Origin of the sequence: Falsiphaeobacter marinintestinus (genome assembly GCF_007923355.1) — a bacterium.
GTDB lineage: Bacteria > Pseudomonadota > Alphaproteobacteria > Rhodobacterales > Rhodobacteraceae > Phaeobacter_A > Phaeobacter_A marinintestinus.
Map to the genome: position 1 here is coordinate 1 of NZ_VOGO01000003.1, position 24,927 is coordinate 24,927.

General features: G+C 57.6%; 25 protein-coding genes. 10 read left to right on the forward strand and 15 right to left on the reverse strand.

What is annotated here, in order from left to right; translation table 11 throughout:
• Positions 1-39: 39 nt before the first annotated feature.
• On the reverse strand, positions 40-807 hold the full coding sequence (locus FOY56_RS07200; protein ID WP_146345169.1) for a hypothetical protein: 768 nt from the start codon (positions 805-807) through the stop codon (positions 40-42).
• A gap of 544 nt (positions 808-1,351) precedes the next feature.
• Between FOY56_RS07200 and FOY56_RS07205 the strand changes: the two genes are divergently transcribed.
• Positions 1,352-2,323, forward strand: coding sequence for a DUF808 domain-containing protein (locus FOY56_RS07205; RefSeq protein WP_146345170.1), 972 nt, complete (start codon positions 1,352-1,354; stop codon positions 2,321-2,323).
• Positions 2,324-2,393: 70 nt separating this feature from the next.
• Positions 2,394-3,194, forward strand: coding sequence for a thioesterase family protein (locus FOY56_RS07210; protein ID WP_146345171.1), 801 nt, complete (start codon positions 2,394-2,396; stop codon positions 3,192-3,194).
• A gap of 161 nt (positions 3,195-3,355) precedes the next feature.
• Here the strand turns inward: FOY56_RS07210 and tkt are convergent, their stop codons facing one another.
• Positions 3,356-5,380, reverse strand: a complete 2,025-nt coding sequence (tkt, locus tag FOY56_RS07215) for a transketolase (RefSeq protein WP_146345172.1) — start codon at positions 5,378-5,380, stop codon at positions 3,356-3,358.
• A 260-nt stretch (positions 5,381-5,640) separates the two neighbouring features.
• Here tkt and FOY56_RS07220 point away from each other — a divergent pair, with 260 nt between their 5' ends.
• The 4 genes from FOY56_RS07220 to FOY56_RS07235 all read left to right on the forward strand — a co-directional run bounded on the left by FOY56_RS07220 (position 5,641) and on the right by FOY56_RS07235 (position 9,141).
• Entirely contained in the window at positions 5,641-6,486 is an 846-nt protein-coding gene (locus FOY56_RS07220) for a coiled-coil domain-containing protein (RefSeq protein ID WP_146345173.1), read from the forward strand.
• Complete coding sequence (locus FOY56_RS07225; protein ID WP_146345174.1) at positions 6,486-6,881, forward strand: cell division protein ZapA; 396 nt, start codon at positions 6,486-6,488, stop codon at positions 6,879-6,881. Before FOY56_RS07220 ends, FOY56_RS07225 begins: the two co-directional genes overlap by 1 nt.
• 76 nt (positions 6,882-6,957) lie before the next feature.
• Positions 6,958-8,508, forward strand: a complete 1,551-nt coding sequence (locus FOY56_RS07230) for a sialate O-acetylesterase (RefSeq protein WP_146345175.1) — start codon at positions 6,958-6,960, stop codon at positions 8,506-8,508.
• Between the two features lie 93 nt (positions 8,509-8,601).
• The gene (locus FOY56_RS07235) at positions 8,602-9,141 is read left to right on the forward strand and encodes a cytochrome b (protein WP_146345176.1); all 540 of its coding nucleotides are present in this window, start codon (positions 8,602-8,604) and stop codon (positions 9,139-9,141) included.
• A gap of 69 nt (positions 9,142-9,210) precedes the next feature.
• On the opposite strand, the gene grxD is transcribed toward FOY56_RS07235, so the two are convergent.
• The 8 genes from grxD to FOY56_RS07275 form a co-directional block, all read right to left on the reverse strand.
• The gene (gene grxD, locus FOY56_RS07240) at positions 9,211-9,573 is read right to left on the reverse strand and encodes a Grx4 family monothiol glutaredoxin (RefSeq protein ID WP_146345177.1); all 363 of its coding nucleotides are present in this window, start codon (positions 9,571-9,573) and stop codon (positions 9,211-9,213) included.
• A gap of 168 nt (positions 9,574-9,741) precedes the next feature.
• On the reverse strand, positions 9,742-9,999 hold the full coding sequence (locus tag FOY56_RS07245) for a hypothetical protein (RefSeq protein ID WP_146345178.1): 258 nt from the start codon (positions 9,997-9,999) through the stop codon (positions 9,742-9,744).
• A complete protein-coding gene (locus FOY56_RS07250; protein ID WP_146345179.1) occupies positions 10,000-10,236 on the reverse strand; it encodes a BolA/IbaG family iron-sulfur metabolism protein in 237 nt (78 codons plus the stop codon).
• Positions 10,237-10,332: 96 nt separating this feature from the next.
• Positions 10,333-12,492, reverse strand: a complete 2,160-nt coding sequence (gene purL / locus FOY56_RS07255) for a phosphoribosylformylglycinamidine synthase subunit PurL (protein WP_146345180.1) — start codon at positions 12,490-12,492, stop codon at positions 10,333-10,335.
• Between the two features lie 131 nt (positions 12,493-12,623).
• Positions 12,624-13,223, reverse strand: a complete 600-nt coding sequence (locus FOY56_RS07260; RefSeq protein WP_246139436.1) for a cytochrome b/b6 domain-containing protein — start codon at positions 13,221-13,223, stop codon at positions 12,624-12,626.
• A gap of 12 nt (positions 13,224-13,235) precedes the next feature.
• On the reverse strand, positions 13,236-13,679 hold the full coding sequence (locus FOY56_RS07265) for a c-type cytochrome (protein ID WP_146345181.1): 444 nt from the start codon (positions 13,677-13,679) through the stop codon (positions 13,236-13,238).
• A 162-nt stretch (positions 13,680-13,841) separates the two neighbouring features.
• Complete coding sequence (locus tag FOY56_RS07270; protein WP_146345182.1) at positions 13,842-14,486, reverse strand: response regulator transcription factor; 645 nt, start codon at positions 14,484-14,486, stop codon at positions 13,842-13,844.
• Positions 14,483-15,916 (reverse strand): cache domain-containing protein, encoded by a 1,434-nt coding sequence (locus FOY56_RS07275; RefSeq protein WP_146345660.1) that lies wholly within the window; start codon positions 15,914-15,916, stop codon positions 14,483-14,485. The genes FOY56_RS07270 and FOY56_RS07275 overlap by 4 nt, the downstream gene beginning before the upstream one ends.
• Positions 15,917-16,169: 253 nt before the next feature.
• Here FOY56_RS07275 and FOY56_RS07280 point away from each other — a divergent pair, with 253 nt between their 5' ends.
• The 4 genes from FOY56_RS07280 (at position 16,170) to FOY56_RS07295 (ending at position 21,367) form a co-directional block, all read left to right on the forward strand.
• Positions 16,170-17,252, forward strand: coding sequence for a TRAP transporter substrate-binding protein (locus tag FOY56_RS07280; protein WP_146345183.1), 1,083 nt, complete (start codon positions 16,170-16,172; stop codon positions 17,250-17,252).
• Between the two features lie 99 nt (positions 17,253-17,351).
• Complete coding sequence (locus FOY56_RS07285; protein WP_146345184.1) at positions 17,352-18,242, forward strand: TRAP transporter small permease subunit; 891 nt, start codon at positions 17,352-17,354, stop codon at positions 18,240-18,242.
• A gap of 18 nt (positions 18,243-18,260) precedes the next feature.
• Positions 18,261-20,615, forward strand: a complete 2,355-nt coding sequence (locus tag FOY56_RS07290; protein WP_146345185.1) for a TRAP transporter large permease — start codon at positions 18,261-18,263, stop codon at positions 20,613-20,615.
• Positions 20,616-20,740: 125 nt separating this feature from the next.
• Positions 20,741-21,367: a hypothetical protein gene (locus FOY56_RS07295; protein WP_146345186.1), complete on the forward strand. Its 627-nt coding sequence runs from the start codon at positions 20,741-20,743 to the stop codon at positions 21,365-21,367.
• Positions 21,368-21,409: 42 nt separating this feature from the next.
• On the opposite strand, the gene FOY56_RS07300 is transcribed toward FOY56_RS07295, so the two are convergent.
• The 5 genes from FOY56_RS07300 to FOY56_RS07320 all read right to left on the reverse strand — a co-directional run bounded on the left by FOY56_RS07300 (position 21,410) and on the right by FOY56_RS07320 (position 24,823).
• Positions 21,410-22,501 carry a DUF2855 family protein gene (locus FOY56_RS07300; protein ID WP_146345187.1) on the reverse strand — a complete coding sequence of 364 codons (1,092 nt, stop codon included), beginning with the start codon at positions 22,499-22,501 and terminating at the stop codon, positions 21,410-21,412.
• Positions 22,502-22,563: 62 nt separating this feature from the next.
• On the reverse strand, positions 22,564-22,947 hold the full coding sequence (locus FOY56_RS07305) for a VOC family protein (RefSeq protein ID WP_146345188.1): 384 nt from the start codon (positions 22,945-22,947) through the stop codon (positions 22,564-22,566).
• A 5-nt stretch (positions 22,948-22,952) separates the two neighbouring features.
• Positions 22,953-23,768 (reverse strand): arginyltransferase, encoded by an 816-nt coding sequence (locus tag FOY56_RS07310; protein WP_146345189.1) that lies wholly within the window; start codon positions 23,766-23,768, stop codon positions 22,953-22,955.
• A gap of 71 nt (positions 23,769-23,839) precedes the next feature.
• Positions 23,840-24,277 carry an RDD family protein gene (locus FOY56_RS07315; protein ID WP_146345190.1) on the reverse strand — a complete coding sequence of 146 codons (438 nt, stop codon included), beginning with the start codon at positions 24,275-24,277 and terminating at the stop codon, positions 23,840-23,842.
• A 75-nt stretch (positions 24,278-24,352) separates the two neighbouring features.
• Entirely contained in the window at positions 24,353-24,823 is a 471-nt protein-coding gene (locus FOY56_RS07320; RefSeq protein ID WP_146345191.1) for a DUF2852 domain-containing protein, read from the reverse strand.
• Positions 24,824-24,927 lie beyond the last annotated feature (104 nt).

Here is a 24,927-nt window from a genome sequence, read left to right on the forward strand (position 1 = left end):
AGATCAGACATGTCACCGCTCCGTTTTGGAAGCGGTGAATCACGCAGCGCGCCGAAAATCAATGCATCCTGACCCTAGGTAGTCATCCATGTTTTTTGTGCGAGAAAACTCTGCTGAATTTCTCATATCGCTGTAAAACAAGGCACACTCAATTTCGGTGCCGTCACCACGGCTCGTTTGACCCTTCAGAACCCGAGAGCCTGAGATGGGTCCCAGATACCGATCCAGCAATTCTGACACCAAAATTCGGTCGATTGCCACGCGTATACAGACACACAGTGGAGAAATTAATCGCTCTAATCCGTCGAGTTCAGATGACGAAAAACCAGCAAGCCGCTTTGTACAAAAAGCAATAACCGCACCTTTCAAATCAATCGGAGAAGCAGGCAACGGTGTTCCAGGCGGCGTGAAGCTTCGACCAAAACCGAGGTAGTGCGTGACTCCCTGTTCATACAATTTTTCGAAGATCAAGAACCGCTTGACTTCCTCAGGGTTTGTCAATCGCGCTGAAATGACTTTCTCCTCTGTGAGTGACAGATGTCCGAAAGGAGTGGCTAGCACCTCTTCTCTGATAAGTTGCGATGGCGGGGTGAACGTGATGTCAACGTTCCGGTGGTCCGGGGTCCATTCTAGTGTTGCTAAGCCGATGACTGGATGCGCCATACCCCTACCGATAACGATACGGCAAACCGGCACGCCCGCGGCGACAAGCCGTTTGCCTAACTCGTCCAGCGTTTCAGAGAGATCGGCGTCCTCAATGGCCTGGTTCAGAAGCCATTTACCAATCGTGTCGAATACGTCCGCCATGTTCCATCCAATTGTAAAGTCTGCACTCCATCAATTATATCTTAATCTTTTTGAAAGGGCATTGTTTCCTGCCGCCTTCGGCCTTGAACTTGCCATTTACAGCGAAAATCAGCAGCGACGGATCAAGGCTAGAAGCCGCCTTGCGGCAGTGCAGAGAACATCTCAGTTTCAAGCGAATGTGAATGTCGGCTTCCAGTGTCTCGGCAGAGTTGGTTTGCAGGCGCAGCGAATGGCCGGTCTCCGCCCTCTGTGACCGGTGTTGTGACGTCCTGGAATTTCCTGAATCGGTCTCCAACGCATCGCGGGGATCTCTCAAGCAGTCGGAGTTGAAAGTCCCAAAGTCAAAATCCGCGTGGCCAAATCCGGGCTCTCGCCGCCCAAGGGCACTGAACATCCCTGATCACGGGGAAAATCCCGACAATTCCTTTTGTACAAAACGGAACACACTGCCCCCACACCATGTACAAAACGGTCAAAATTCGCTTAACCCCCGGGGGTTTCCGCGTTATGAGGGCAAAGGTTTCGAGTAGAGAAAGAGTATGTCATGAGCGGTCTTCTGGCACTTCTGGATGATGTGGCGGGTATCGCCAAAGTGGCTGCCGCATCGATTGACGATGTCGCAGCCCAAGCCGCCAAGGCAGGCGCCAAGGCCGCCGGGGCGGTGATCGACGATGCGGCCGTCACGCCAAAATACCTGCACGGTTTTGAGGCCAAACGCGAACTGCCGATCATTTGGAGAATTGCCAAAGGGTCGTTTAAAAACAAGCTGTTATACCTGTTACCTGCGGGATTGTTGCTGGCCGAATTCGCACCTTGGGCGATCTCTCCGCTGTTGATGCTGGGTGGGGCCTACCTGTGTTTTGAAGGCGCGGAAAAGGTCTATCACGTCCTTGTGCCCCATGATCAAACCCATGTGTTCAAAGAGGACGAACCCGGCGACCCGGCCCATTTGGAAGAAAAGAAAGCCGCAGGTGCCATCAAGACCGACTTCATCCTCTCCGCCGAAATCATGACCATCTCCCTCGCCGCGATTCCCGACAACAACATCTGGATGGAAGCCGCAACGCTGGCCCTGGTCGGGATCGGCATTACCGTAGCCGTTTATGGAAGCGTGGCGCTGATCGTGAAAGCCGATGATGTTGGCCTGTACGCCGCCCAAAATGGCCGCCTGGGGATCACCCGTTGGTTGGGGCGTGGCTTGGTCAAGGCGATGCCTAGCTTTATGAAATTGCTGACAATTGTCGGCACGGCCGCGATGCTTTGGGTCGGCGGATCCATCGTGATTCACGGGATGGAAGAGTTGGGTTTTGGCTGGCTTGGTCATCACATCCATGACTGGGCTTATGCCGTGGGCCATGCGGTGCCGGCTCAGTACACTGGCTTTGTGGAATGGGTCGCAAAGGCCGGAATGGACGGCGTGTTCGGTCTGGCGCTTGGCTTTGTACTGATCCCCGTCGCGACCAAGGTCCTTGCGCCAATGATCGGGGCGATTACCGGAAAATCCGCCGCACACTGACGCAAGGTTCCTATTCGGTTCGCGGCGTCCTTCTGGGTAGGGTCGCAGGCAGGGACAGGAGAATACGCGCATGACCGATCTGACATTTACCGACGTGCTAAGCGCGGTGCAGGAAACCGAACCTGGGCTGGTGTTTCCGATCGCCGAAAACTGGACACAGGGACGCACGGCGTATGGCGGGTTTTCTGCAGGGCTGTTGCTGGCGGGCGCGCGGTATGGGCTCGTTGACCTGCCGCCGCTGCGGTCTGCCCTGATCAACTTCACCGCTCCCGTTGTCGCGCCGCCCACGATCCAAACCGAAGTATTGCGACAGGGGCGCAACGTGACCACGATCAGCAGCCGGGCCGAGATCGACGGAAAGGTCGTCGCAACCGGCACGTTTTCCTTCGGGGCGTCTCAGGATAGCCATGTTTCGTTGACATGCCCGTCCAAACCGTCGACGCCGCCAGAAGAAACCGAGGATTTCTTTCCGCCCAACATGACCCGGCTTCCGGCGCGGTTTTTTGAGAACTTCGACTCCAAACTGATCGAAGGGGATCGTCCGTTTGCCGGGGCTGATCGCGGGTATGTACGGGTCTGGGCGCGCCACAAAGACCCAGCCGCGCGGGGCACGATCGAAGGGCTGCTGTCCATCGCGGATATGCTTCCGCCTGCGGTTTTCTCGATGTGTAAAACCGTCGGACCGAATTCGTCGATGACGTGGATTTGCAACGTGTTGACCGACGATCTTGCGACGCGCGATGGTTGGTACATGATCGAGTCCGACCTGTCTGTGGCCCACGATGGGTACAGCTCGCAGGTCATGCGGATCTGGAACACGGATGGCGACCTGATTGTCGAAGGCATGCAATCGGTGATCATTTTTATCTGACATCTCACCGCAGGCTCCGGTTCGCTTCATCTTCCAAAGCACTCCGGGAAGTTCCCCGATTGAATCGGGGACGAGGCAGCACCGCCGAGTGCACGCCCAAAACGAAAAACCCCGGCACAAGGCCGGGGCAATTCCAATCATTCACTTCAAAGCCCGGGGCGTCAGCTCAGCAGGTCTTTGGCCTTGGCCGCTGTTGCGTCTGCGGTGATGCCGAACTTTTCATACAGCTCGTTTGCAGGCGCAGATGCGCCAAACCCGGCCATACCGATGAAGGCCGCTTTGGGTTCGCGTCCGCGTTCCCCCAGCAACCAGCGATCCCAGCCGCCATCGCGCACAGCGGCTTCAATGCCGATGCGAACGGGTCCAGCGGGCAGAACCTTGCGGCGATAGGCTTCGTCCTGTTCTGCGAACAGCTCCATGCACGGCATCGAAACCACGCGGGTGCCAATGCCTTCGGCTTCCAGCGTGGCGCGGGCCTCCATGGCGATGGCAACCTCGGATCCGGTTGCGATCAGGATCACGCGCCGCTTGCCAGCTTCTGCATCGGCCAGAACATAGGCTCCGCGCGCCGTCAGGTTGGTCTGTTTATAGTCGGTGCGCAGGGTCGGCAGGCCCTGACGGGTCAGCGACAGCACGGTCGGCGTGGTCTTTGACGTCAGCGCAATTTCCCAGGCTTCGGCCGTTTCCACGGTGTCGGCAGGGCGCATCACATAGGTGTTGGGCGTGGCACGGCTGATGGCCAGATGTTCGACCGGCTGGTGGGTTGGGCCATCTTCGCCCAAACCGATCGAGTCATGGGTCATCACGAAGACGGTCGGGATTCCCATCAGTGCAGCAAGGCGCATCGAGGGGCGCGCATAGTCGGTGAACGCCATGAATGTGCCACCATAGGGACGCACGCCGCCATGCAGGACCATGCCGTTCATCGCGGCGGCCATGCCATGTTCGCGAATGCCAAAATGGATGTACCGGCCTTTGCGGTTCTCCGGCAGGAAGATGCCCAGATCTGCGGTCTTGGTGTTGTTCGATCCGGTCAGATCCGCTGATCCACCAACGGTTTCGGGCATGATCGGGTTGACCACTTCCAGTACCATTTCCGAGCTTTTGCGCGTTGCGACCTTGGGGGCAGATTCGGCCATTTGCCGTTTCAGTGCGCGGATGGTGCCCGCCAGTTTCTTCGGTGCATCCCCGGCATAGGCGCGTTCGAAATCGGCGCGACGACGGTCTGAGGCTTCGGCCAGTCGGCCTTCCCACTGGGCGCGTTCTTCGGCACCGCGGACCCCGATGGTTTCCCATGCCGACTTGACGTCTTCGGGAATAATAAAGGCGGGTGCCGTCCAGCCATAATTTGCTTTGGCATCAGCGATCAGGGTCTCATCCGTCAGGGCACCGTGGCCTTTGGATGTATCCTGAGCCGAAGACCCGATCGCGATATGGGTCTTGCAGGCGATCATCGTGGGCTTTTTGCCCTTCTTGGCCTCGGTCAGCGCCTCGTCGATGGCCTGCGGATCGTGACCGTCGATTTCCAGAACCTGCCAGCCAGATGCCTTAAAGCGCAGGACCTGATCGGTGCGGTCAGCAATATCGACGGTGCCGTCGATGGTGATGTTGTTGTTGTCCCACAGGACGATCAGTTTACCAAGTTCCTGCCGTCCGGCCAGAGCGATAGCTTCCTGACTGACACCTTCCATCAGGCATCCGTCGCCCGCGATGACATATGTATGGTGATCGACCAACTTCTTACCGAACCGGGCGCGCTGAACTTCTTCGGCGATGGCAAAGCCGACCGAATTTGCAATGCCCTGACCCAGCGGGCCGGTGGTGGTTTCGATCCCGGTGGCGTGGCCATATTCCGGATGGCCTGCGGTTTTGGCGCCCCACTGTCGGAAGTTTTTGATCTGCTCAAGCGTCATGTCCTGATAACCGGTCAGGTGCAGCAGCGAATACAGCAGCATCGACCCGTGGCCCGCTGACAGGATAAACCGGTCACGGTCCGGCCAGTTCGGGGCGGATGCATCAAACTTGAGATGTTTTTCGAACAAAACGGTCGCGACATCGGCCATGCCCATGGGCATGCCCGAGTGGCCGGAATTTGCTGCATGAATGGCGTCGAGCGTCAGCGCGCGGATAGCGGCGGCCTTGGTCCAATGGTCGGGATTTGCGGTGCGCAGGGCAGTAAGATCCACGGGTGGTATCCTTTGGCGTTAAAAGCTGTTTTTTTGCTAATAGCAGTGCCTCTGCAAAGTTCAACCCGCAACGGGTCTTAGGCTGTTCGTGCTACATCAGGTGAGGGCCGCAAGTGCTTGAAAGCAAACAGGGGGGTATTTTTCCTGCGCATTAGGTAGACTAAGCAGAAATTGGCGTCAGCCCGATTCGCCGACTTGGGCCTTTCGGAGCCGCCACAGGCAAAAAAACAGCAAACCAACCGGTAAGGAAGGTGCGAGGCATGAGTCAGATTGAGGAATTGCAAAGCCGGATCACCGCTGCGATGGAGCGGATCGGCAAAGGTGTCGCGGTTTTGTCCACTGCGGCAGATACAGCGGCGCAAAGCCAGGCCAGCGCCGAAGCGGACGCTGAGCTGACAGTTGCGCTGGAAGAAGAAAAGCTTGTCAGCGCCCAACTGCAGGAGCGTCTGAAAAGGCTGAAAGCGCGCCATGCCGACGAACTGGCCGAGGCGCGACAGCATGGGCAGGATGTCGATGCCTTAAAGGCCGAACTGGAAAATCTGAAGTCTGACGCCGGCAAGGTCGAAGCCTTGCAGGCTGAATTGGACGACGCCAAAGCGGCGCTCGGCGGGTCCGGGGAAGCCGAAGCGTTGAAAGCCGAGCTGGCAGCCGCTCATGCGCAGCTTGAGGATACCAGCGAAACCGACGCCCTGCGGGACGAGATCGCCAGACTGCAGACCCGACTGGACGAGATGGCCGAGGTTGGGTCGTTGCGCGCCGATTTTGAAGGATCAGACAGCAGCGCCGAAGCCGAAGCCCTGAAGACCGACCTTGCGACGTTGAAAACTGAATATCGGGTTCAGGCCGACGCCATGGCGGATCTGGATGCCGACATGCAGCGTTTGCGCAAGTCGAACGATCAATTGCGCGAAGCGGTCATTGCCCTGCGCGATGCCAATGCCGCTGGCGTCGGTGACGCCGACCTGATCAACACCGCGCTACAGGCCGAGCTTGAAGGGCTGCGCGCGATCCGGGCCTCGGACGTGACCGAAGCAGGGGCTGTTCTGGCCCGACTGGAACCGCTGCTGGCCCAAGCGGCGAACTTGCCTGAAGGAGAAGCCGAATAATGCCTGAAGTGACAATTCATATCGGCGGTCGTGGATTCGATGTCTCTTGCCAATTGGGAGAAGAGGAGTTTCTGCATTCCGCCGCCAAGATGCTGGATGACGAAGCCCAGGTTCTGTCCGACCAGATCGGTCGCATGCCCGAAGCGCGGATGCTGCTGATGGCGGGCCTGTTGCTGGCCGATAAAACAGCCGCCGTCGAAGACCGCATCAAGGAAGTTGAAGCCCAGCTTGAACAGCGCGAGGCCGAATTGACGGAATTGCAGTCTGCTCCTGCGCCCGAGCCTGAGCGGGTCGAAGTCCCGGTTGTTCCTGATGCCGTGACCGATACGTTGGCCGAAATTGCTGCACGCGCCGAAGCGCTGGCAGGTGAGATCGAAGACCGCACAGCTGAATAAACGACGCGGATTGATGTGTCTCAAAGACTTCGGGGTCGGGGATCGGTTTAAACCTTAGCAATGGCGGGGAAAGACCATGCCCGACTCGACCGAAGTCAAGATTTTCATATTTGCCGGGCAGTCGAATATGTTCGGCAAGATGCTTGGCGACACTCCGGTCGACGCGGCAACTGTCAAAGAAAAGATCTATTACAGCTATCTTGATCAGGAAGTGCGGTCTGAGAATGGGCAGGATCCTGACAATCTTGCCAATTTCGGCCCTGAGTACGGGTTTATCAAATCGCTGCAGGCAAATGGCGTGGATGACTTTTATGTCCTGAAAACAGCCTGGTCCGGGACCTCGCTTACCCCTGACCGTGTCGGCCCTTTGCCCGATTGGCACCCCGACTCGGATGGCGAGCTTTTTGATGTCATGATCGCCGATTATCAGGCGTTGATTGCACAGGTCATCGCCGATGGCGGCACGCCGGTTCTGGAAGGGTTCTATTGGTCGCAGGGAGGAGGCGATCGCAAATTCCTGTCGACCTATGAAGAAAACCTGGAAGATTACTTTTCGCAGCTGCAGATCGAATTGGGACAAACAGTGGATGTCTTCTTCCTGGAAGAAACCCATACCACTGACCCGTTCCTGATCGATGATCTGAACGCGATACGCGACATTCAGCACAGCTTTGCCAGCACCCATGAGTACGTGACGATGATCAGCACGGCGGGTTACAGTTTTATCGACGGGCTGCATTTTGACGCGGCCAGCCAGTACGACATCGGCCGAAATCTGGCAGAGCGGTATCTGGCCACTGGCGACGACCCCGTGCTTGAGCCTGAACAGGCAGAGAACGTGTTTTTCGACCACGACGACCGCAACAGGTTTTTCGGAACAGACGCCGACGAGATCGTTTTTGGATACCGGGGCAATGACCGGCTGGATGGGGCAGACGGAAATGACAGCCTGATCGGGGATGGCGGTGACGACATCCTGTATGGCCGCGCCGGAGATGATTATCTGGACGGGGGCGTCGGGTTCAACGTGTTGTACGGCGGTACGGGGGAAGATGTTCTGAACGCCAAACACGGATCGGTCCGGGGCTTTGGCGGTGGCGACAACGACATACTGATCGGCTGGCTCTTGGACGACGTTTTTCGCGGCGGCCTTGGCCACGACCTTCTTCTCGGGGATCGCGGCGATGACCGGCTGTTTGGTGGGTTGGGCAATGACGAGCTCCTTGGCGATGACGGCAATGACATTCTGTTTGGTGATGGCGGCAAGGATTCGATCCGGGCCGGTGCTGGCGATGATCAGATCACCGGCGGGCAGGGCGATGACACCATCATTCTGGGGGAAGGACACAACCAGGTGAGGTTTGACATCGAAGACATGTTGAACGGATCTGACGTCATCTACTTCTTCGATGTTGAGCAGGATAGCCTTTTGATTAAACGGGATGCTTCTCTTGGGTATTCTCGGGTCGATTTGCCCGAACTGGTGACCATGCAGATAAATCAGGGCAAAGCGAAATTGTATCTGGACACGGATGACGGTGCCGTTTTGTTCCTGACCCTCGTCGATGTCGACGACTCTTTGACAGTGGCCGATATGGTTGAAGACGGGTCTCTGATCTTCCTATAAGCGACCCGACTGTCAGACGTACCAGAATTCTTGCGACGGAATTGCCCGGCTTGCGCGTGTAAGGGGTGAATTGCACGTCACAAGGAGTTACCGATGGCTGCTGTCAGAAGATTGTATAGCTATGATTTCATGTCGCGTCTGAACCATTGGATCGTGGCCGCTTTGATGATCGGGATGCTGGCGATGGGCATCTACGTTTTCAAAATCATGCCACCCAGCCCGGATCGGGGGGCCATTGTCGGGATTCACAAAAGCATCGGGTTGCTGGTGCTGTTCTTTGGAACGTGGCGTGTTGGATGGCGATTGGCGCAGGGCTTCCCGGAAGAGGTGACGCATGGGATGCAGGCCGTGTTCGCGCGCGTGGTGCATTGGGTTCTGCTTATCGGCATCGTGATCATGCCCGTGTCCGGTTTGATTGGATCAGCATATGGTGGGCGCGAAACGTCGTTCTTTGGCCTGTTTGCCATTCCGGCGGGCCCCAAGATCGAATGGATTCACGATGTGGCCTATGGTGTGCAAGGCGTGTTCGCGATGCTGCTGATCGGGGCTACGGTGTTACACGTGGCAGGCGCTCTGAAGCATCACTTCATCAACCGGGATTTCACACTTTTGCGGATGGTTGGCAAAGCCTGACCACTCACGATGAACGACATCCGCAAAGATCAGTTCCGGCCCGTAAGGCCGGAACTTTTTCATTAAAAATCAGCCGTTTGCTTCGCGGATCTTATCCGCAGCGTCTTTGTCGTATGTGACGTCATTGTCTTCGAAAAGCTGGTCCAGTTCGCCGGACAGTGTCATCTCGGTGATGATGTCACAGCCGCCGACAAATTCGCCTTTGACGTAAAGCTGCGGAATGGTCGGCCAGTCGGAAAATTCCTTGATCCCGCCACGGATGGCTTCGTCGGCCAGAACGTTCACATCGGCGAAATCTACGCCCATATAGTTCAGCACGCCGGCCACGCGGGACGAGAACCCGCATTGCGGCATTTCCTTGGTGCCCTTCATGAACAGCACAACGTCATTGGCTTTTACGGTTTCGGCGATCTGGGTCTTGGTATCGGTCATATTTTACTCCGTTCGTAAGCGCGACGTTTGATCGCGCGCATGACACGCCAATAGCGGGGGCCATGGCGTAGAAATCCGATGATGTCCGGGCACCACCTCAGAGACTCCAAGGTATCGGCCATCGCAAGCATCATGGTTCACCATCGGGTGTGCCAACCGGTTCACCATTCATTTCTCTGTCCGTTCGGTGCCTTTGGGCACGAACAGGCGGTTGTATTCTTGTGGATCACGAGGGATTTCATACGTCGTATGATGTCCGCCCAACCCCGACGAATATTCCGCATTGATCGTATGATAGCCCTCTCCGGGTTCGGAGCCGCGCATCGGACCTTGAGCGGCCTCACGCCGGACTACGTAAAGCGCCCGGGCCAGCAGGATCACAACGATCAGCGTTGATACTGTCGCTATGAACCCGAAAGACGACATTTAGTCGGGCGCCTTGGTGGTCAGGGCCAAGGCATGCAGTTTGCCGCTGTCGATATCGGCCTTGACGGTCGCGTTGACAGCCCTCTGCTGCTGAATCCGGCTCATCCCCTGAAAGCTGGCATCCACCACCTCGGCGGCCCAGTGGTTTCCATCGCCAGCAAGGTCGGTGATGGTGATCTTGGCGTCGGGAAACCCGGCGCGGATCAACTGTTCGATTTCATGGGCTTGCATTGCCATGCGGCAGTCTCCTGATACGTCTTGTTCAAAACTAGGTCGTCACCGCTATAGGTGCAAGTGATCTGCGCCTTTTCAAGGTGAAACGGTACAGATGCGTCAGGCGATTGCCGCAGCAAAGCTGCTGCGGAACAGGTCGCTCAATTCGGCAAGCGGGGCTTCGCTGCTGCCGATGCGGACTGTGTCACCCGTGAACTTGCCGACCGAACTGATTGACACGCCCGCCTGACCCGCAACGATCATCAGCGCCTCGGCCTGATCGAAATTGCAGGCGATCAGGTAACGGGCCTGATCTTCGCCAAACAGGATTTCGGTTGTCGCGTCATCCAGTTGAACACCGACACCAGCGCCTTCGGCCAGTTCGAACGCAGCCAGAACCAGCCCGCCATCGGACAGATCAGTGCAGCCTTTGATGAATTCGTGGTTGTCGCGAATGAAGTCGCCGTTTGTTTTTTCTGCGTCCAGATCGACTGCAGGGGCATCGCCGTCTTCGCGGTTGAACACTTCGGCCAGAAGGGCGGACTGACCCAGATGCCCGGTGGTTTCACCAACCAGAAGCAACACATGCCCGTCGCGGACTTCGCATCCGATCACGTCTTCGGCGTTTTCGATCAGGCCGACAGCGCCGATGGTGGGGGTCGGAAGAATGCCTTCGCCGTCAGTTTCGTTGTACAGCGACACGTTGCCCGACACGATGGGCATATCAAGCGCTAAACAGGCTTCGCCAATGCCTTTGATCGCACCAACGAACTGGCCCATGATCTCGGGCTTTTCGGGATTTCCGAAGTTCATGTTATCTGTTGTTGCCAATGGCTTGGCGCCTGTTGCTATCAGATTTCGATAGGCTTCGGCCACGGCCTGCTTGCCGCCCTCGAACGGGTTGGCGCGGACATAGCGCGGGGTCACGTCGCTGGTGAACGACAGCACCTTATCTGTGCCGTGGACACGCAATAGGCCAGCACCCAGACCCGGCGTGCGGACGGTGTCGGCCATGACCATCGTGTCGTATTGCTCGTACACCCATTGCTTGGCCGCATAGTTGGGCGATGAGATCAGCGCCTTCAAACCGTCAATCGGGTCGATCTGAGGCACGTCGGCCAGCGGTTCAGCCTCGGGTGTTGGCACCCACGGGCGGTCGTATTCTGGTGCTTCCGAACTGAGCTTGGACAGCGGCAGGTCGGCTTTGCAGATGTTGTTGTGCATGATCAGGAAGCGGTCTTCGGCGATGGTTTCCCCGACGATTGCGAAATCCAGATCCCATTTGTCGAACACCGCTTTGGCTTCAGCCTCAAGCTCGGGTTTCAGGACCATCAGCATCCGTTCCTGCGACTCTGACAGCATCATTTCATAGGCGGTCATGTTTTCTTCGCGGCAGGGAACCTTTTCGAGGTCAAGCCGGACGCCCAGTTTGCCCTTGTCGCCCATCTCGACGGCTGAACAGGTCAGGCCAGCCGCGCCCATATCCTGGATCGAAATCACGGCCCCGGTTGCCATCAGCTCAAGCGTGGCTTCCATAAGGCGCTTTTCGGTGAACGGATCACCAACCTGAACAGTGGGGCGCTTTTCTTCGATCGTATCATCGAACTCGGCCGAGGCCATGGTGGCCCCGCCAACGCCGTCGCGTCCGGTTTTTGCACCAAGGTACACAACCGGCATCCCGATGCCTGAGGCCGCAGAATAAAAGATCTTGTCCGCATCCGCCAACCCGGCGGCAAAGGCGTTTACAAGGCAATTGCCGTTGTAGGCTGGGTGAAAGCGCACTTCGCCACCTGCGCAAGGCACGCCGAAACAGTTGCCATAGCCGCCGATACCTTCGACCACACCATTGACCAGCTGCCGGGTCTTGGGGTGCGAGGTTTCACCAAAGCTGAGCGCGTTCATCGATGCGATGGGCCGCGCGCCCATTGTGAAGACATCGCGCAAAATACCGCCAACACCGGTCGCCGCGCCCTGATAGGGTTCGATATACGACGGGTGATTGTGGCTTTCCATCTTGAACACCACGGCCTGACCATCACCGATATCGACAATCCCGGCGTTTTCGCCCGGGCCACAGATCACTTGCGGGCCTTCGGTCGGCAAGGTGCGCAGCCACTTTTTTGAGGACTTGTAAGAACAGTGTTCGTTCCACATGGCCGAGAAAATACCCAGCTCGGTAAAGCTGGGTTCGCGTCCTATGATGTCGAGAATGCGGTCGTACTCATCCGGTTTGAGCCCATGGCTTGCGATCAGGTCGGGCGTGATGGCCGGTTCTTGCATTCTTGTGAGTCCCCAGATGTGGAAGTTGGCAAGGGTTTAGTGCAAGCCAGACCGGGGGAAAAGCCCCTGTCAGGGTGCTTCCGTCGATTTGAGCCGGGACAAAACGATAAAAGGGGCGTTGCGTGGCTTGATCAGTCCTTGGGTTGGCGGACCAGCTTCCATCCGGTGATCATCGGCGTGACCAGATTTTCGCCTTTATAGCGCTTGTAAAAGACGATGGCCGCGATGTGCAAAAGCACCAGCACAAGGATCAGCCATTTCACTCTGTTGTGGACCCAGGTCGCGGTGCGATTGGTTTCCGAGCTGACCATATCGGCCAGCGGACCCACATTGATGTAATCATCTGGATCAGCAAACAGGCCGGTCGACACCTGAATGATCAATGCCGCGAGCAGGGCGAACACCGACAAGGCCCCAACCGGATTGTGACCGGGCCAATAAGAAGGTTTGCGATCTTTCAATGTTGCGACGTACCGCGCCGTCGTCGCCGGGCCATAGATGAAATGGGAAAAGCGGGCAGGGGCCGGGCCAACCAGCCCCCAGACCACGCGGAACACCAACAGCGCGATGACCGTGTATCCGACATAGAAATGAAGCGTCATGATATTGGGGCCAAACTGCCCCAGATACCAAGCCGCACAAACACAGATCGCCAGCGACCAGTGAAACAGGCGCAAGCCAATGTCCCAGAGCTTTACCCGTTTAACGCCCTCGGGGATCTGGTCGGACACGAATATCAGCCCTTAGTCGGCGCGATAATTGTCGTGGCACCCTTTACACGCACCGCCAAGGGTTCCCAAGGCAGAGGTCATTTCGGCTTTGCCCTGACCTGCCAGGGTCTGCATTTCGGCCGCGGCCGATGCAAAGGCGCCTGCTTTGTCCTGAACACCTGGGAAATCATCCCAGATCTTTGCCAGGGCGCGCGTGTCTTTCATATCGCTGGACGATGTGCCCGGCGCAAACAGATGTGTCAGGTCATATTTTGTGAGTGTGACAAGGTTGTCTGCTGCCGTCTGGGCCGCCGCAGCATCATATTCGATCTTGCCTTTGGCCATCCCCGCCAAAGCGCCCATATTGGCACCAACCAGTTTGAAATACCCTTGACGTGCAGCAACAGTATCTTCGGCAGGTCCGGCCAGCGATAGGGTCGGGGCGGCGATAAGAGCGGCAATAATGGCATAACGCATGATGTGGGGTCCTTAAAAATGGTGGCTGCGGTTTGTGGCTGCACTCAGTCTACCCGCACTGTGTTACAGTTCGTCAACGAAATCCGACGCCAAAGCGCGGCAGATCACCGAAATGTTAACGTAGCGGCAGCGTGTTGCGGCCCGTTTGCGCAATCCCGCACCTCAGAACTTGACGCTGGTGCCCTGCAGAACGCCGTGTTCCAACGCATAGCGGGTCAGCCCGGCGGTCGAGGATATGCCCAGCTTGCGCTTGATGTTCTTGCGATGGGTTTCGACCGTGCGGACCGAAATATCAAGCGCGATGGCAACTTCCTTGTTGGACTTTCCCTGCGCCAGCTGCAGTAAAATGGTCTGCTCGCGACCGGTCAGTGCCTCGCGACCTCCGGTCTCTTTCGGCTCCAAAGATCCCTTGGCCCCGGTGCACAGATATCTTTCTCCGCGCATCACCGTATCGATGGCTTGCTTGATCTCTTCTGTCGGCACGTCCTTCAAGACATAGCCCATCGCCCCATGGCTGAGTGCGGATGAGATGTATTCGGGGCTGTCATGCATCGACAGGATCAGGATCCGCGTGTCGGGGGCGCGTTCCAGCAGAATTTCAGTCGCCGACAGCCCCCCCAGTTCGGGCATGTTCAGATCCATCAGGATCACATCCGGTTGCAAATCCAAAGCCTGATCGACGGCTTCCTGTCCGTTGCACAGCGTCGCAACGACATCAACATCGTCATAGCTTTCCAGAATCGACTGGATGCCTTCGGCCACCATCGGGTGGTCATCGACGATCAGAACCCGAACCGGGGATGTCATGCTTTGGCCTCCAATTGCGTGACACCTGCATCCTCGGGTGGGAGCAGATGGCTAAGCGGAACGCGTGCTTCGATCACGGTGCCGCTGTCAGCGCCGCGTGATGACAGAATACGCAATGTGCCGTCAAGCTGTTCGATCCGTTCCTGCATGTTGCGCAAGCCCAAACCGGCCTTGTCGCGCTCGGACCCGGTCACCAGACCACGGCCATTGTCCGAAATCCTGAGCGTTGCCCCGGTCTTGTGCCCGCGCAGATCAATCGTGACCTTGGTCGCGCCCGAGTGACGTTCGATATTGGTCAGCGCCTCTTGCGCGATCCGGTAGAGCGCGGTTTTGCTGTCCTGATCAAGTCGATTGCGAAACACCACAGTGGCGAAATCGGTGTCTATACCGGTGCGTTCGCGGAAATCATCGGCAAGCGCCTTGACCGCAGGCCCAAGCCCAAGGTCATCCAGAACACCGGGGCGCAGGTCGCGGCTGATCCGGCGGACTTCGGTAATGGCGGTCCCCAGGTTTTCGATCCCTTTGTCCAAGGGGGGCAGGGCGCCTTTTTGGTCATCACGCCCCAGGCGGCGACGCGCGTTGTCCAGCGTATAGCGAACCCCAACCAGAATTTGGCTGATCCCGTCATGCAATTCGCGCGCCACACGTCCGCGTTCTTCTTCCTGGGCGTCAAAGACCCTTTGGGTCAGTTCTTTCAACTTGGCATCGGCCAGACGCCGTTCCCGGATGTTCAGCAGCATTCCGGATACGAACACGATGAACAGCGCCAGCAATGTAATGACACCGATGTAAATGAATGTCGTGCGCACCCGGTTTTCCACTTCGGCCCGGGCCGAGGCGACCGTGGCCAGCACGTCGTCGATAAAAACGCCGGTTCCAACGGCCCATCGCCAATCCTGCAACCCCAGAACATAGGCCACCATCAAAGCCTCTTCGCCTGTGGAGGGTTTCGGCCAGAGAAACGTGTGATACCCGGACCCTTGCCGTGCCAAGTTGATCAGCTCATCAACAATCGGCGTGCCTGCGCTATCGGTCAGGCCGGACAGGTCATTACCGATCAAACCGGTGCGACGTGGGTTAACAAGGTTCATCCCGTCATAGTCGTAGACAAAAAAGGACCCCTCAGTGCCATAGATCATCGCGGCCAGAATTTGTGCCACTTCAGTTTTGGCCAGATCATCGTCAGGGGCGGCCAGACCATAGATGAAGTAAAACCCGTTGCGCGCCTGGGTGACATAGTTGCGTAATTCGGCCTTCTTGGCCTCAAGCAACTGATGTTCCAGCGATTGAACTTCACGCTCGGCCAGAACCCGGGACTGATAGGCGACAATGGCTGCAATCGCGGCCACGGCCAAAATCAGCGGAATGGCCGCCAGAAGCGACAGCTTCTGAGCATAGTCCGGACGTAGAATGCGGCGCAACTGACCCATGGCGAATCGATATGCGGTTTTGAGGCGGAAATCAAAGACCACACTGTCCGGCAACTTCATCCCCAGATGACCGCCATGCCCCCAAGTTCAGTATAACTGCGTAATCCCGCACCAGAAAACCTGCGATGTGGTCGATTTCTACGCAGTAATAGGTATTCACAACCCGATCCGAATGCGTAGTCTAGGCGCACTCAAAAACGATCCGCCCGTGCGATAACGGTGCGGACATTTCCATTCTAGGGGAGGATACCTTATGGATCGTCGTTCATTTCTGAGAACTTCGGCACTTGGTGGCGGCGCAGCCGCGGCTACGACACTGGCAGCACCGGCATATGCCCAGGGCAAGCGCACACTGACCATGGTAACATCGTGGGGCCGTGGCCTTGCTGGCGTTTTCGACGCGGCTCAGCACTCGGCAGATTCGATCACCGCGATGTCCGATGGCGACCTGACGGTCGAAATCAAAGCGGCTGGCGAACTTGTTGGCGCGTTTGAAGTCTTTGACGCCGTGACCGCCGGTCAGGCAGACATGTATCACGCGGCTGACTATTACTTCACTGGTCAGCACCCGGCTTATCAGTACTTTACGGCTGCACCTTTCGGCATGACCGCACAGGAACTGGCCAACTGGTACTACCATGGCGAAGGCGGCATGCTGCATGACGAACTGGGCCAGATCTTTGGCCTGAAATCCTTCCTTGCGGGGAACACCGGTGCCCAGGCGGGCGGCTGGTTCTCGAAAGAAATCAATGGTCCGGAAGACTTCAACGGTCTGAAGTTCCGTATGCCCGGCATGGGTGGTCAGGCGCTTGGCAAACTGGGCGCATCGGTTCAGAACCTTCCGGGTTCGGAAGTGTACCAGGCGCTGGCGTCCGGTGCGATTGACGGCACCGAGTGGATTGGTCCCTGGGCCGACGAAAAGGCCGGTTTCCAGGAAATCACCAAGATCTATTACACCGCTGGTTTCCACGAGCCGGGCGCAGCCCTGACACTGGCGACCAACCGCGACGTGTTCGAAAGCCTGTCGCCGGCACACCAGAAGATCATCGAGATCGCGGCTGCCGAAACCCACCAGTGGAACCTGGCTCAGTACCTGAACAACAACGGCGCAGCCCTGCAGCGTTTGCAGGCCGCAGGCGTGAAAACCCTGCAGTTCCCGGATGCTGTTTGGGATGCCTTCGGTGGCGCGGCTGCCGAGACTCTCGACGGGTACATGGACGACGAACTGTTCGCGAAAGTCCGCGCCAGCGTCGAAGCCTCGATGAAAGACTCGTCGGGCTGGCTGGTGAAGTCGGAAGGCGCGTACCGCGCTCAGCGTGACCGGATCCTGGGTTAATCCCCGATCTTCTAACGTAAAACAAAAGCAGGCTCGCCATAAGGCGGGCCTGTCAACGCAGGTTCAACTGCGCGCAAGTCAAGACGGGGGATGGGACAAATGCTGGACGCACTGTCCTGGTTTTTCACCAATATCGCCAATGCCTTTGTGAATTTCGGCTATGCCATTTCGCATCCAAGCATGTGGCTGGACTGGTCCGATAAGAAAGCGGTTATGCGCTTTGTCTATTATGGCGGATCGGTCGAGTTTTTCTTTGTCGTACTCACGTTTTTTCTGGTTCTGACCATCATCTGCCTGACAAACCGCAAATGGATGTGGGGCGTTGTGCGCGTGACAGAAGGATTTGCCAACTCGATTGGCCGGGTTGTCGCCTGGGCCGGTTTGCTCATGGTGTTGCAGCAGATCGTCATCGTGTTCATGCAGCGGATCTTTACGGCCGCCCAAATCTCGTTCGGGTTTGGGATTCCTTTGACGAAAGATGTCAGTTGGTGGGCCGAAGAACTGAAGCTTTATAACGCGATGGTTGTCGCTTTGTGTGCCACCTACACCTTTGTGCAGGGCGGGCATGTGCGGGTCGATCTGGTCTATTCAGCCGTCAGTTTCCGCACCAAGAAAGTCATCGACATGTTCGGGGCCGTGGTCTTCATGATGCCTGCCGCCGTGCTGGTCTGGATGTATGGCTGGTACTTCCTGTGGCGCCATCTGATCGTGCCAAAACCGTCGGCCAGTGACACGCTGGAACGACTGCTGCTGAAATCGCGCGCCATGCGCTGGAACGTTGAGACAATCGGGTTCAGCCCGAACGGGTTCGACGGCTACTTCCTGTTCAAGATCCTGTTGTGTGCCTTTGCCGGGATGGTCTTTATCCAGGCCTGGTCAATGCTGTACCGGTCGTATCTTGAATTCCGCGAAGGCGAAGAGAGCGAAAACAAATTCCTCGACAAGGACACGCTTGGCGAGGGCGAAGAAGCCTTTGAAGGCGCGCATTAAAGCGAAGGACGAAACCAAATGCTTTTCGGTCTTGATGGCGTCGAAGTCGGCCTGATCATCCTGTTCCTCTGCCTTTTCGGAGGCATCCTGTCCGGTTTCCCGGTGGCCTTTGCCATCGGCGGAGCTGGCGTAATCTCTTTCGGGATCATTGCGGCGCTCGACAGCGCCGGGATCCTGATTCACCAAGCCATCGACACCTCGTCGCAGGCGTACCGCGACCTTGTCGCAACCGGGATGCATCCCGACAAGATTTCGATCTTCCGAAATCCGGACCTGCCACGTGTGGCGGAATCCGTGTTCCCGGGCGGATGGGAAACTGCGCTGGATCGTAACGTATCGTTCATCGTGAACCGTATGAATGAACGGGTCTTTGCCGGTCAGTCGATTGAAACGCTTCTGGCGGTTTTGATGTTCGTCATGATGGGCATCACGCTGGAACGGTCCAAGATCGCCAACGATCTGCTGACCACAATGGCACGCGTCTTTGGCCCGCTGCCGGGTGGTCTGGCCGTGTCGATTGTAGTTGTTGGGGCGTTTCTGGCGGCTTCCACAGGCATCGTCGGTGCAACCGTGGTCACCATGGGCCTGCTGGCCCTGCCAACCATGCTGCGCAACAATTACTCACCGGAACTCGCGACCGGTGTGATCGCCGCGTCGGGCACTTTGGGGCAGATCATTCCGCCCTCGATCGTGATCGTTCTGCTGGGAACCCTTGCTGGCGATTTGTATTCCACCGCGCAAGAGGCGCGCGCAAACACCGCTGGCTGTTCGGACGCTCTGACCTATCTGGGCGAACCTGCCGTTGTGTCGGTCGGGACGTTGTTCCAGGCGGCGCTGTTGCCGGGGATCATGCTGGCGTTGCTCTATGCGCTTTATGCCTTTGGCTATGCGCTGTTGAACCCTGAAAAGGCCCCTGCGGTCGAAATGGGCGCCAGCAATCAGGAACCCATCACCAAGGGCGAGGCTTTTGGCTGGTTCCTTGGCGCGCCCATCGCTCTGATCGGCGGCGCGATCCTGCTGGGGCAGGTCGGTCTGATCGGCAGCCAGGACGTTACGGTTTCAAGCTATTCCAATGTGACTCAGTCTGCCAGCCTGCGCACAAACGTATCGGAACAATGTCAGGCGTCGATGATCGAGCTGCACGGGCAAGAGGCTTGGGACAGCGCGTTGGAAGAGCAGGCAGCGATTGATGCCGCAGGCGGTGCCAGTCAGTCCCAGCGCTTGAACGATGAGGAAATCGCGGCCGCAAAAGAAGCCAAAATCGCCACGGCTGCGCCGATTGGCACTGGTGTTGCTGTGATCCTCGTCATGATGGGTTTGGTTCTGGTTATGGGGCGCGGTATCTCGCCAAGCTCAGATTCGCGTCCGTTGCTGATTGGCGCTGTCGGTCTGATCCTTGCGATCCTGATCGACATGTTCCTGATCTCGCCGGTCTCGTCGCCGGGCGTGACATTCGTGTTGATGGCCGGTCCGTTGGCGATTGCCTTCTATGGGTGCAAGGCTGCTGCGGCGCGTCTGGCCAAAAACGAACTGATCCGCGTGGTGTTCCCACCGCTGGTTCTGATTGTTGCGGTTCTGGGCTCTATCCTGGGCGGTATCACCAACCCGACGCCGGCAGCGGCGCTTGGGGCCGGTGGTGCGATCATGCTTGCGGCCTATCGCAAGCTGCAGGACGAGAACAAGTCAGGCAAGGTCGTGATCTGGTCCACTTTCGCGATCCTGATCTGTATCCTGATCGGGGTGAATTTCGATCTGCGGATTACTCAGGAAACCGTCAGCTTTGAAACCTGGGTTGCCTTTGCCTTTGCCAAGCTCACCTATCTCTATGCCTTCTTCGGCCTGCTCTATGGCTGCTGGGTGCTATTCGCCGGCGGGGTTCTGACACCGGTTGTGCGCGAAACGGCCAAGGTGACCTCGATGGTGTTTACCATCCTGATCGGATCGCAACTGCTGAACCTTGTGGTGATCTCGTTCGGTGGTGAGCACTATATCCAGCAATTCCTGAAGAGCTTTGACAATGAATTCACGGTCTTCCTGATCGTGATGCTGGTGTTGTTCTTCCTGGGCTTCGTGCTGGATTTCCTTGAGATCATCTACATCGTGATCCCCATCGTCGGGCCAGTGATCTATGGCGGATCGTTCGATCCGAAATGGGTGACCATCATGGTGGCGGTGAACCTGCAGACGTCGTTCCTGACGCCGCCGTTCGGGTTTGCGCTGTTCTATCTCAGGGGCGTTGCGCCCAAGGAAGTCACCACGGGCCACATCTATCGCGGGATCCTGCCGTTTGTACTGATCCAGGTCGGGGGGCTTGCGTTGTTGTGGTTCTTCCCAACCATTGTGACCATCATCCCGGATCTGATCCCGAACTGATCAAAGCGCTTAGTACCAAAACTAAAGGGGGCCGTTTGGCCCCCTTTTTCGTGCTTGCTGCTGGTTCGGGGTTTCCTGTCGCGCTAAGGTTCCTGCTGGACAGATTGCACCGGACGTTGCCCCAGATGACCATTCAGATCCTTCCGCTGACCAAAGACCGGATGCCGGAGGCGTTCGCGCTTGCCACCAAAGTGTTCATAGATGCCAGTACCTTACACCGGGTTCTTGGCGTGGATGTCGACATCTATCGAGAGTACCTGCGGGCCCCGTTTCAACAGATGATCGAACAAGGGCTATCGGTAGCGGCCATTGACACGGCGACGGACAAAATGGTCGGCTGCCTGATCCTGTCGGACTACGTCTGTCAACCGTCGGCGGATGTCGCGCGCTTTCCCACGTTTCTACCACTGTCGGCATTGGCGGGCGAATTGGATCAACAGTACAGGGCCAAGCGAACCCTTGCCCCCGGTCAGGCGGCGCTGGTCGATATGGGGGCCGTGTCGCCAGATGCTGGCGGCTCAGGCATCTACCAGATGCTGCGATCCAAAGCGCATAAGATCGCGCGGGAAAAGGGATTCAGGTGGATCATCGGTGAACTGTCATCTGCTGCGACGCAGCACGTTATCCTGACCCGACTGGGGCATAAAAAGATGGCCGAAGTCAGGTTTGACAGCTTTCAAATCAATGGCCGCTGTCCCTTTCGCAAGATCACCGAGCCGCCCAGTATCATTTTGGCAGAAGGCCCGTTGTAACCCGATGATCGGGGCAACCTGGCCTTCTGCGGAATACGGACTTCAGTCGCCTACGGTCACAGTCCATGCACGGTCAGCCGGGGTTTTACCTGCCAGCACCTCGCGATAAGCGGCTTCCGCCTCAGTTGCTCCGTCAGCGTGGGACAGGGTCAGCCAATCCGCACTTTTGCGCATGGCTTCTTGCCAGAACGCGCCTGAGCGGCGTTCGAACTCACCCGGACCCCAGTCATCATTTCGCTTGGCGATATGGCCGGGGGCGAAAAACATTTCGGATCGGTCGCGAATATACCCTTCACCCATTCCGGCCTCGGAATAATGCGTCAGGCCGACATGGCTGGTGAACTGCATGTTGTCGCCCAGTAGGCCGTGTAACCGGCTGATAACGCTGCCGGACCCGGACATGTCGATGATCAGGGTTGCCTTGTCCGAAGGCAGATGGGTTTCGATCTGATCATAGGTCAACACATCGTCATAAAGGTCCAGTGCGACGACCTTGTCCTTGTTCCCGGCCGACGTCAGGCCGATCACTTTTGGGGCGTCCGGATCAGCCTTGAACGCGTATCCCGTGCCGATCCCGGTTTTGGACGAGGCGGACACAATCAGCACCTGTTCAGCTCCGAACCATTTGTTATCAAGCGCAAAATCGTAAAGGCAAAACGACGTCGCATAAAGCGGCCACAGCACCATCCGCATGTCATCTGTCGACGGATCATCCTTGGGGTCGTTCGACAGGCGCAGATAGCGGTTATAGACGGCGGCCAGTTTTGAGCGGTGTGCCGCGCCGTCGAAAAACTGCAAGTCCTTGATCCGCGTCGGCTCCAACATCGTATGACTGCCCATCGGCCAGTACCCATAAAGCCGTTCGCCAACCGCAATACCCTCAACGCCGCTTTGTTCAACGACACCGATGCCCCAGACCGGGATCACACCCCAGTCAGAATCGGCGGTCGGAAAGAACTGCCAATACCCGATGCGGTCGCCCACGACCCCATAGGTGATGTTGTTGGCCGTCAGTCCGAAACGTACAATCCGTACAAAAACCTGACCGTTTTGTACGGTCGGGGCGGGCGTGTCTGTGACGCGCAGATCCGACAGATCGGATTTGCGGATTTCGAGTGTGGTGATTCCGGTCATGCGTTCCTCCCGTTTCAGCGCAGCCTAGCGGGTTTGGCAGACGACGGGGCAGGGACGCCACGTCAGGTGAACTGGATCAGATCCCAGCGGTTGCCGAACGGGTCGCGCCAGACGGCGACGGTGCCATAGGGTTCGTGGCGCGGGTCTTCTTCGAATGTCACGCCGTTTGCCGTCATCGCCGCGTGGTCGCGGGCAAAATCGTCTGTCGCCAGAAACAGCCCGACGCGCCCGCCAAACTGATCCCCGATGGCCCTGCGCTGCGCGTCGTTTTCGGCGCGGGCCAGGATCAAGCTGCCAGTCTCGGCACCGGGTGGCAGGATGCGGACCCAGCGCTTGCGGCCCTGATCAACGTCTTCGGCCAAAGAGAACCCAAGCGTTCCACAATAAAACGAAATCGCGTCGTCATAATCGGGCACGACAAGGGAAACGGCGTGAAGAAATTGCACCGGACCTAGGACTTGGGTGCACGCCGATCAGGAAGCGCGATATTGGCGACCTGTTCGGCAATCGGATCTGTCGACAGCGGATGGGTGCTGGCGGAAAACTCCTCGGGATCCGTCATTGGCCGCCATTCGCCACCAAAATAAACTTCCAGTCCTTTGAAGTTCGCCTTGTATCCCATCTTGGGACTGCCGGGCACCCAATAGCCGAGATAGACATAGGGCAGGCCGTTTTCCCGGGCGATGTCGATGTGATCCAGGATCATCCATGTTCCGAGGGATGCTTTCTGGCGGTCCGGGGCATAGAACGAGTAGACCATGCTTAGCCCGTCTTCCAATACATCCGTCAGACACACGGCGATCAGGTCCTGTCCATCGCCGTATTCGATGACACGGCTTCTGACCGGGGTTTCCTCGATCATCGCGGCAAATTCGAACACGTCCATATCGGCCATGCCCCCATCTGCATGGCGCGCATCCAGATAGTCCCGGAACAAGGCATATTGTTCTTCACTGGCCCAGGGCGATGTTGCGCGGCGCTTTAATCCGGCGTTCCGGCTGATCGCCCGTCTTTGGCTTTTGGAGGGGGAGAATTCCGCAAGGTTGATCCGCGCCGACAGACAGGCGGCGCAATCTGCGCAAGAGGGGCGGTACAACACGTTCTGAGATCGCCGAAACCCTTGATGCGACAGGGAATCATTCAGCCGACCAGCGCCTTCGCCCTGAAGCGCGGTAAACAGCTTTCGCTCCATCCGACCTTCAAGATAGGGGCAGGGTTGCGGGGCTGTGACATAGAATTGCGGCGCAATCGGCAGCGTGTGACGCATCAGGAACTCAGAAATTGTTTCGCTGGATGATAGCAACGGTTTTCGAACCCGCCAAGCGGGTTCTCATCCGGTCAGATTGTGGCGCGGCGATTGAGCATCACGGTACCAAGGAAGGCATCAGTCAGGCCCTGTCCACGGCTTCCGGTCAGCATCATGGCGACCGAGACCACCTGAATGACGGGAAGCGATATACTAATCGTGTATCCGGCAGTGTGTGCGATCGCTTGCCCCATATCCAAAGGCGCGCCATGGGCATCGCGCAGTTCGATCCCGGCAAACCGCATGCCCAACGTGGCCGAGCCATTCGCGATGGTCACAACGCGATAGGCAAACCCGATCGCAAGATACAGGAATGGCCAGATAAACAGGCCGACAAAAGCCGTCATCAGAACGGTCAGCAGGGCCAGCGCAAGGATGATCACGGTGTCGGCAATCCAGGCGATCAGGCGCTTGGTCGGGACCGAGTCATAGAACTGGGGTTGTTGAAACGGATCAGGAAGCAGGGACATGGCACCGATGCTCAGGGGTAAGATGACAACGGCCCCGGAGTTTGGTCCGGGGCCGGGATGTGGGTTGCGTGCGGATCAGGCGGCCTGATCGGGTTGATCGTCGTCAGACGGATCCGGGGCACGGTGGGCGCGTTCGTCCATGAACTGGTCGAATTCGGCCTTATCCTTGGCGTCACGCAGGCGTTCGAGGAAATTTTCGAACTCGCTTTGTTCGTGTTCCAGACGGGCCAGCGTGTCAGCTTTGTACTGGTCGAAAGCCGAGTTTCCACTGGGAGCGGCGGCCTTCATGGCGCTGCGTTGCCATTCGCGCTCGTTGCTCCAGGCGTTACGGTGGCCGCGTCCGCTGCGGCGACAGGACTTGCTGAACATGCGTTTGCTCCAGATCATATAGGCCAGAACGGCCAGACCAACTGGCCAGAAGAAGACAAAGCCCAGAACCATAGTGGCGATCCAGGCACCTTTGCCCTTGTCGTCAAGCCAAGCTTCTGCGCGGTAAAACCAGCCCGGGTTCTCCGGGGCAGGGAGGGGGTCGGTCATGGTTGTCATGGTTTTGGTCTCTCCTCGTCGGGGTGAATGTGAATGCTCTTCACATTACAAGAGATCGGGATTTGCCGTCGGGTTTGCAAGGTTCGATGTGAAGGTTTTTTACA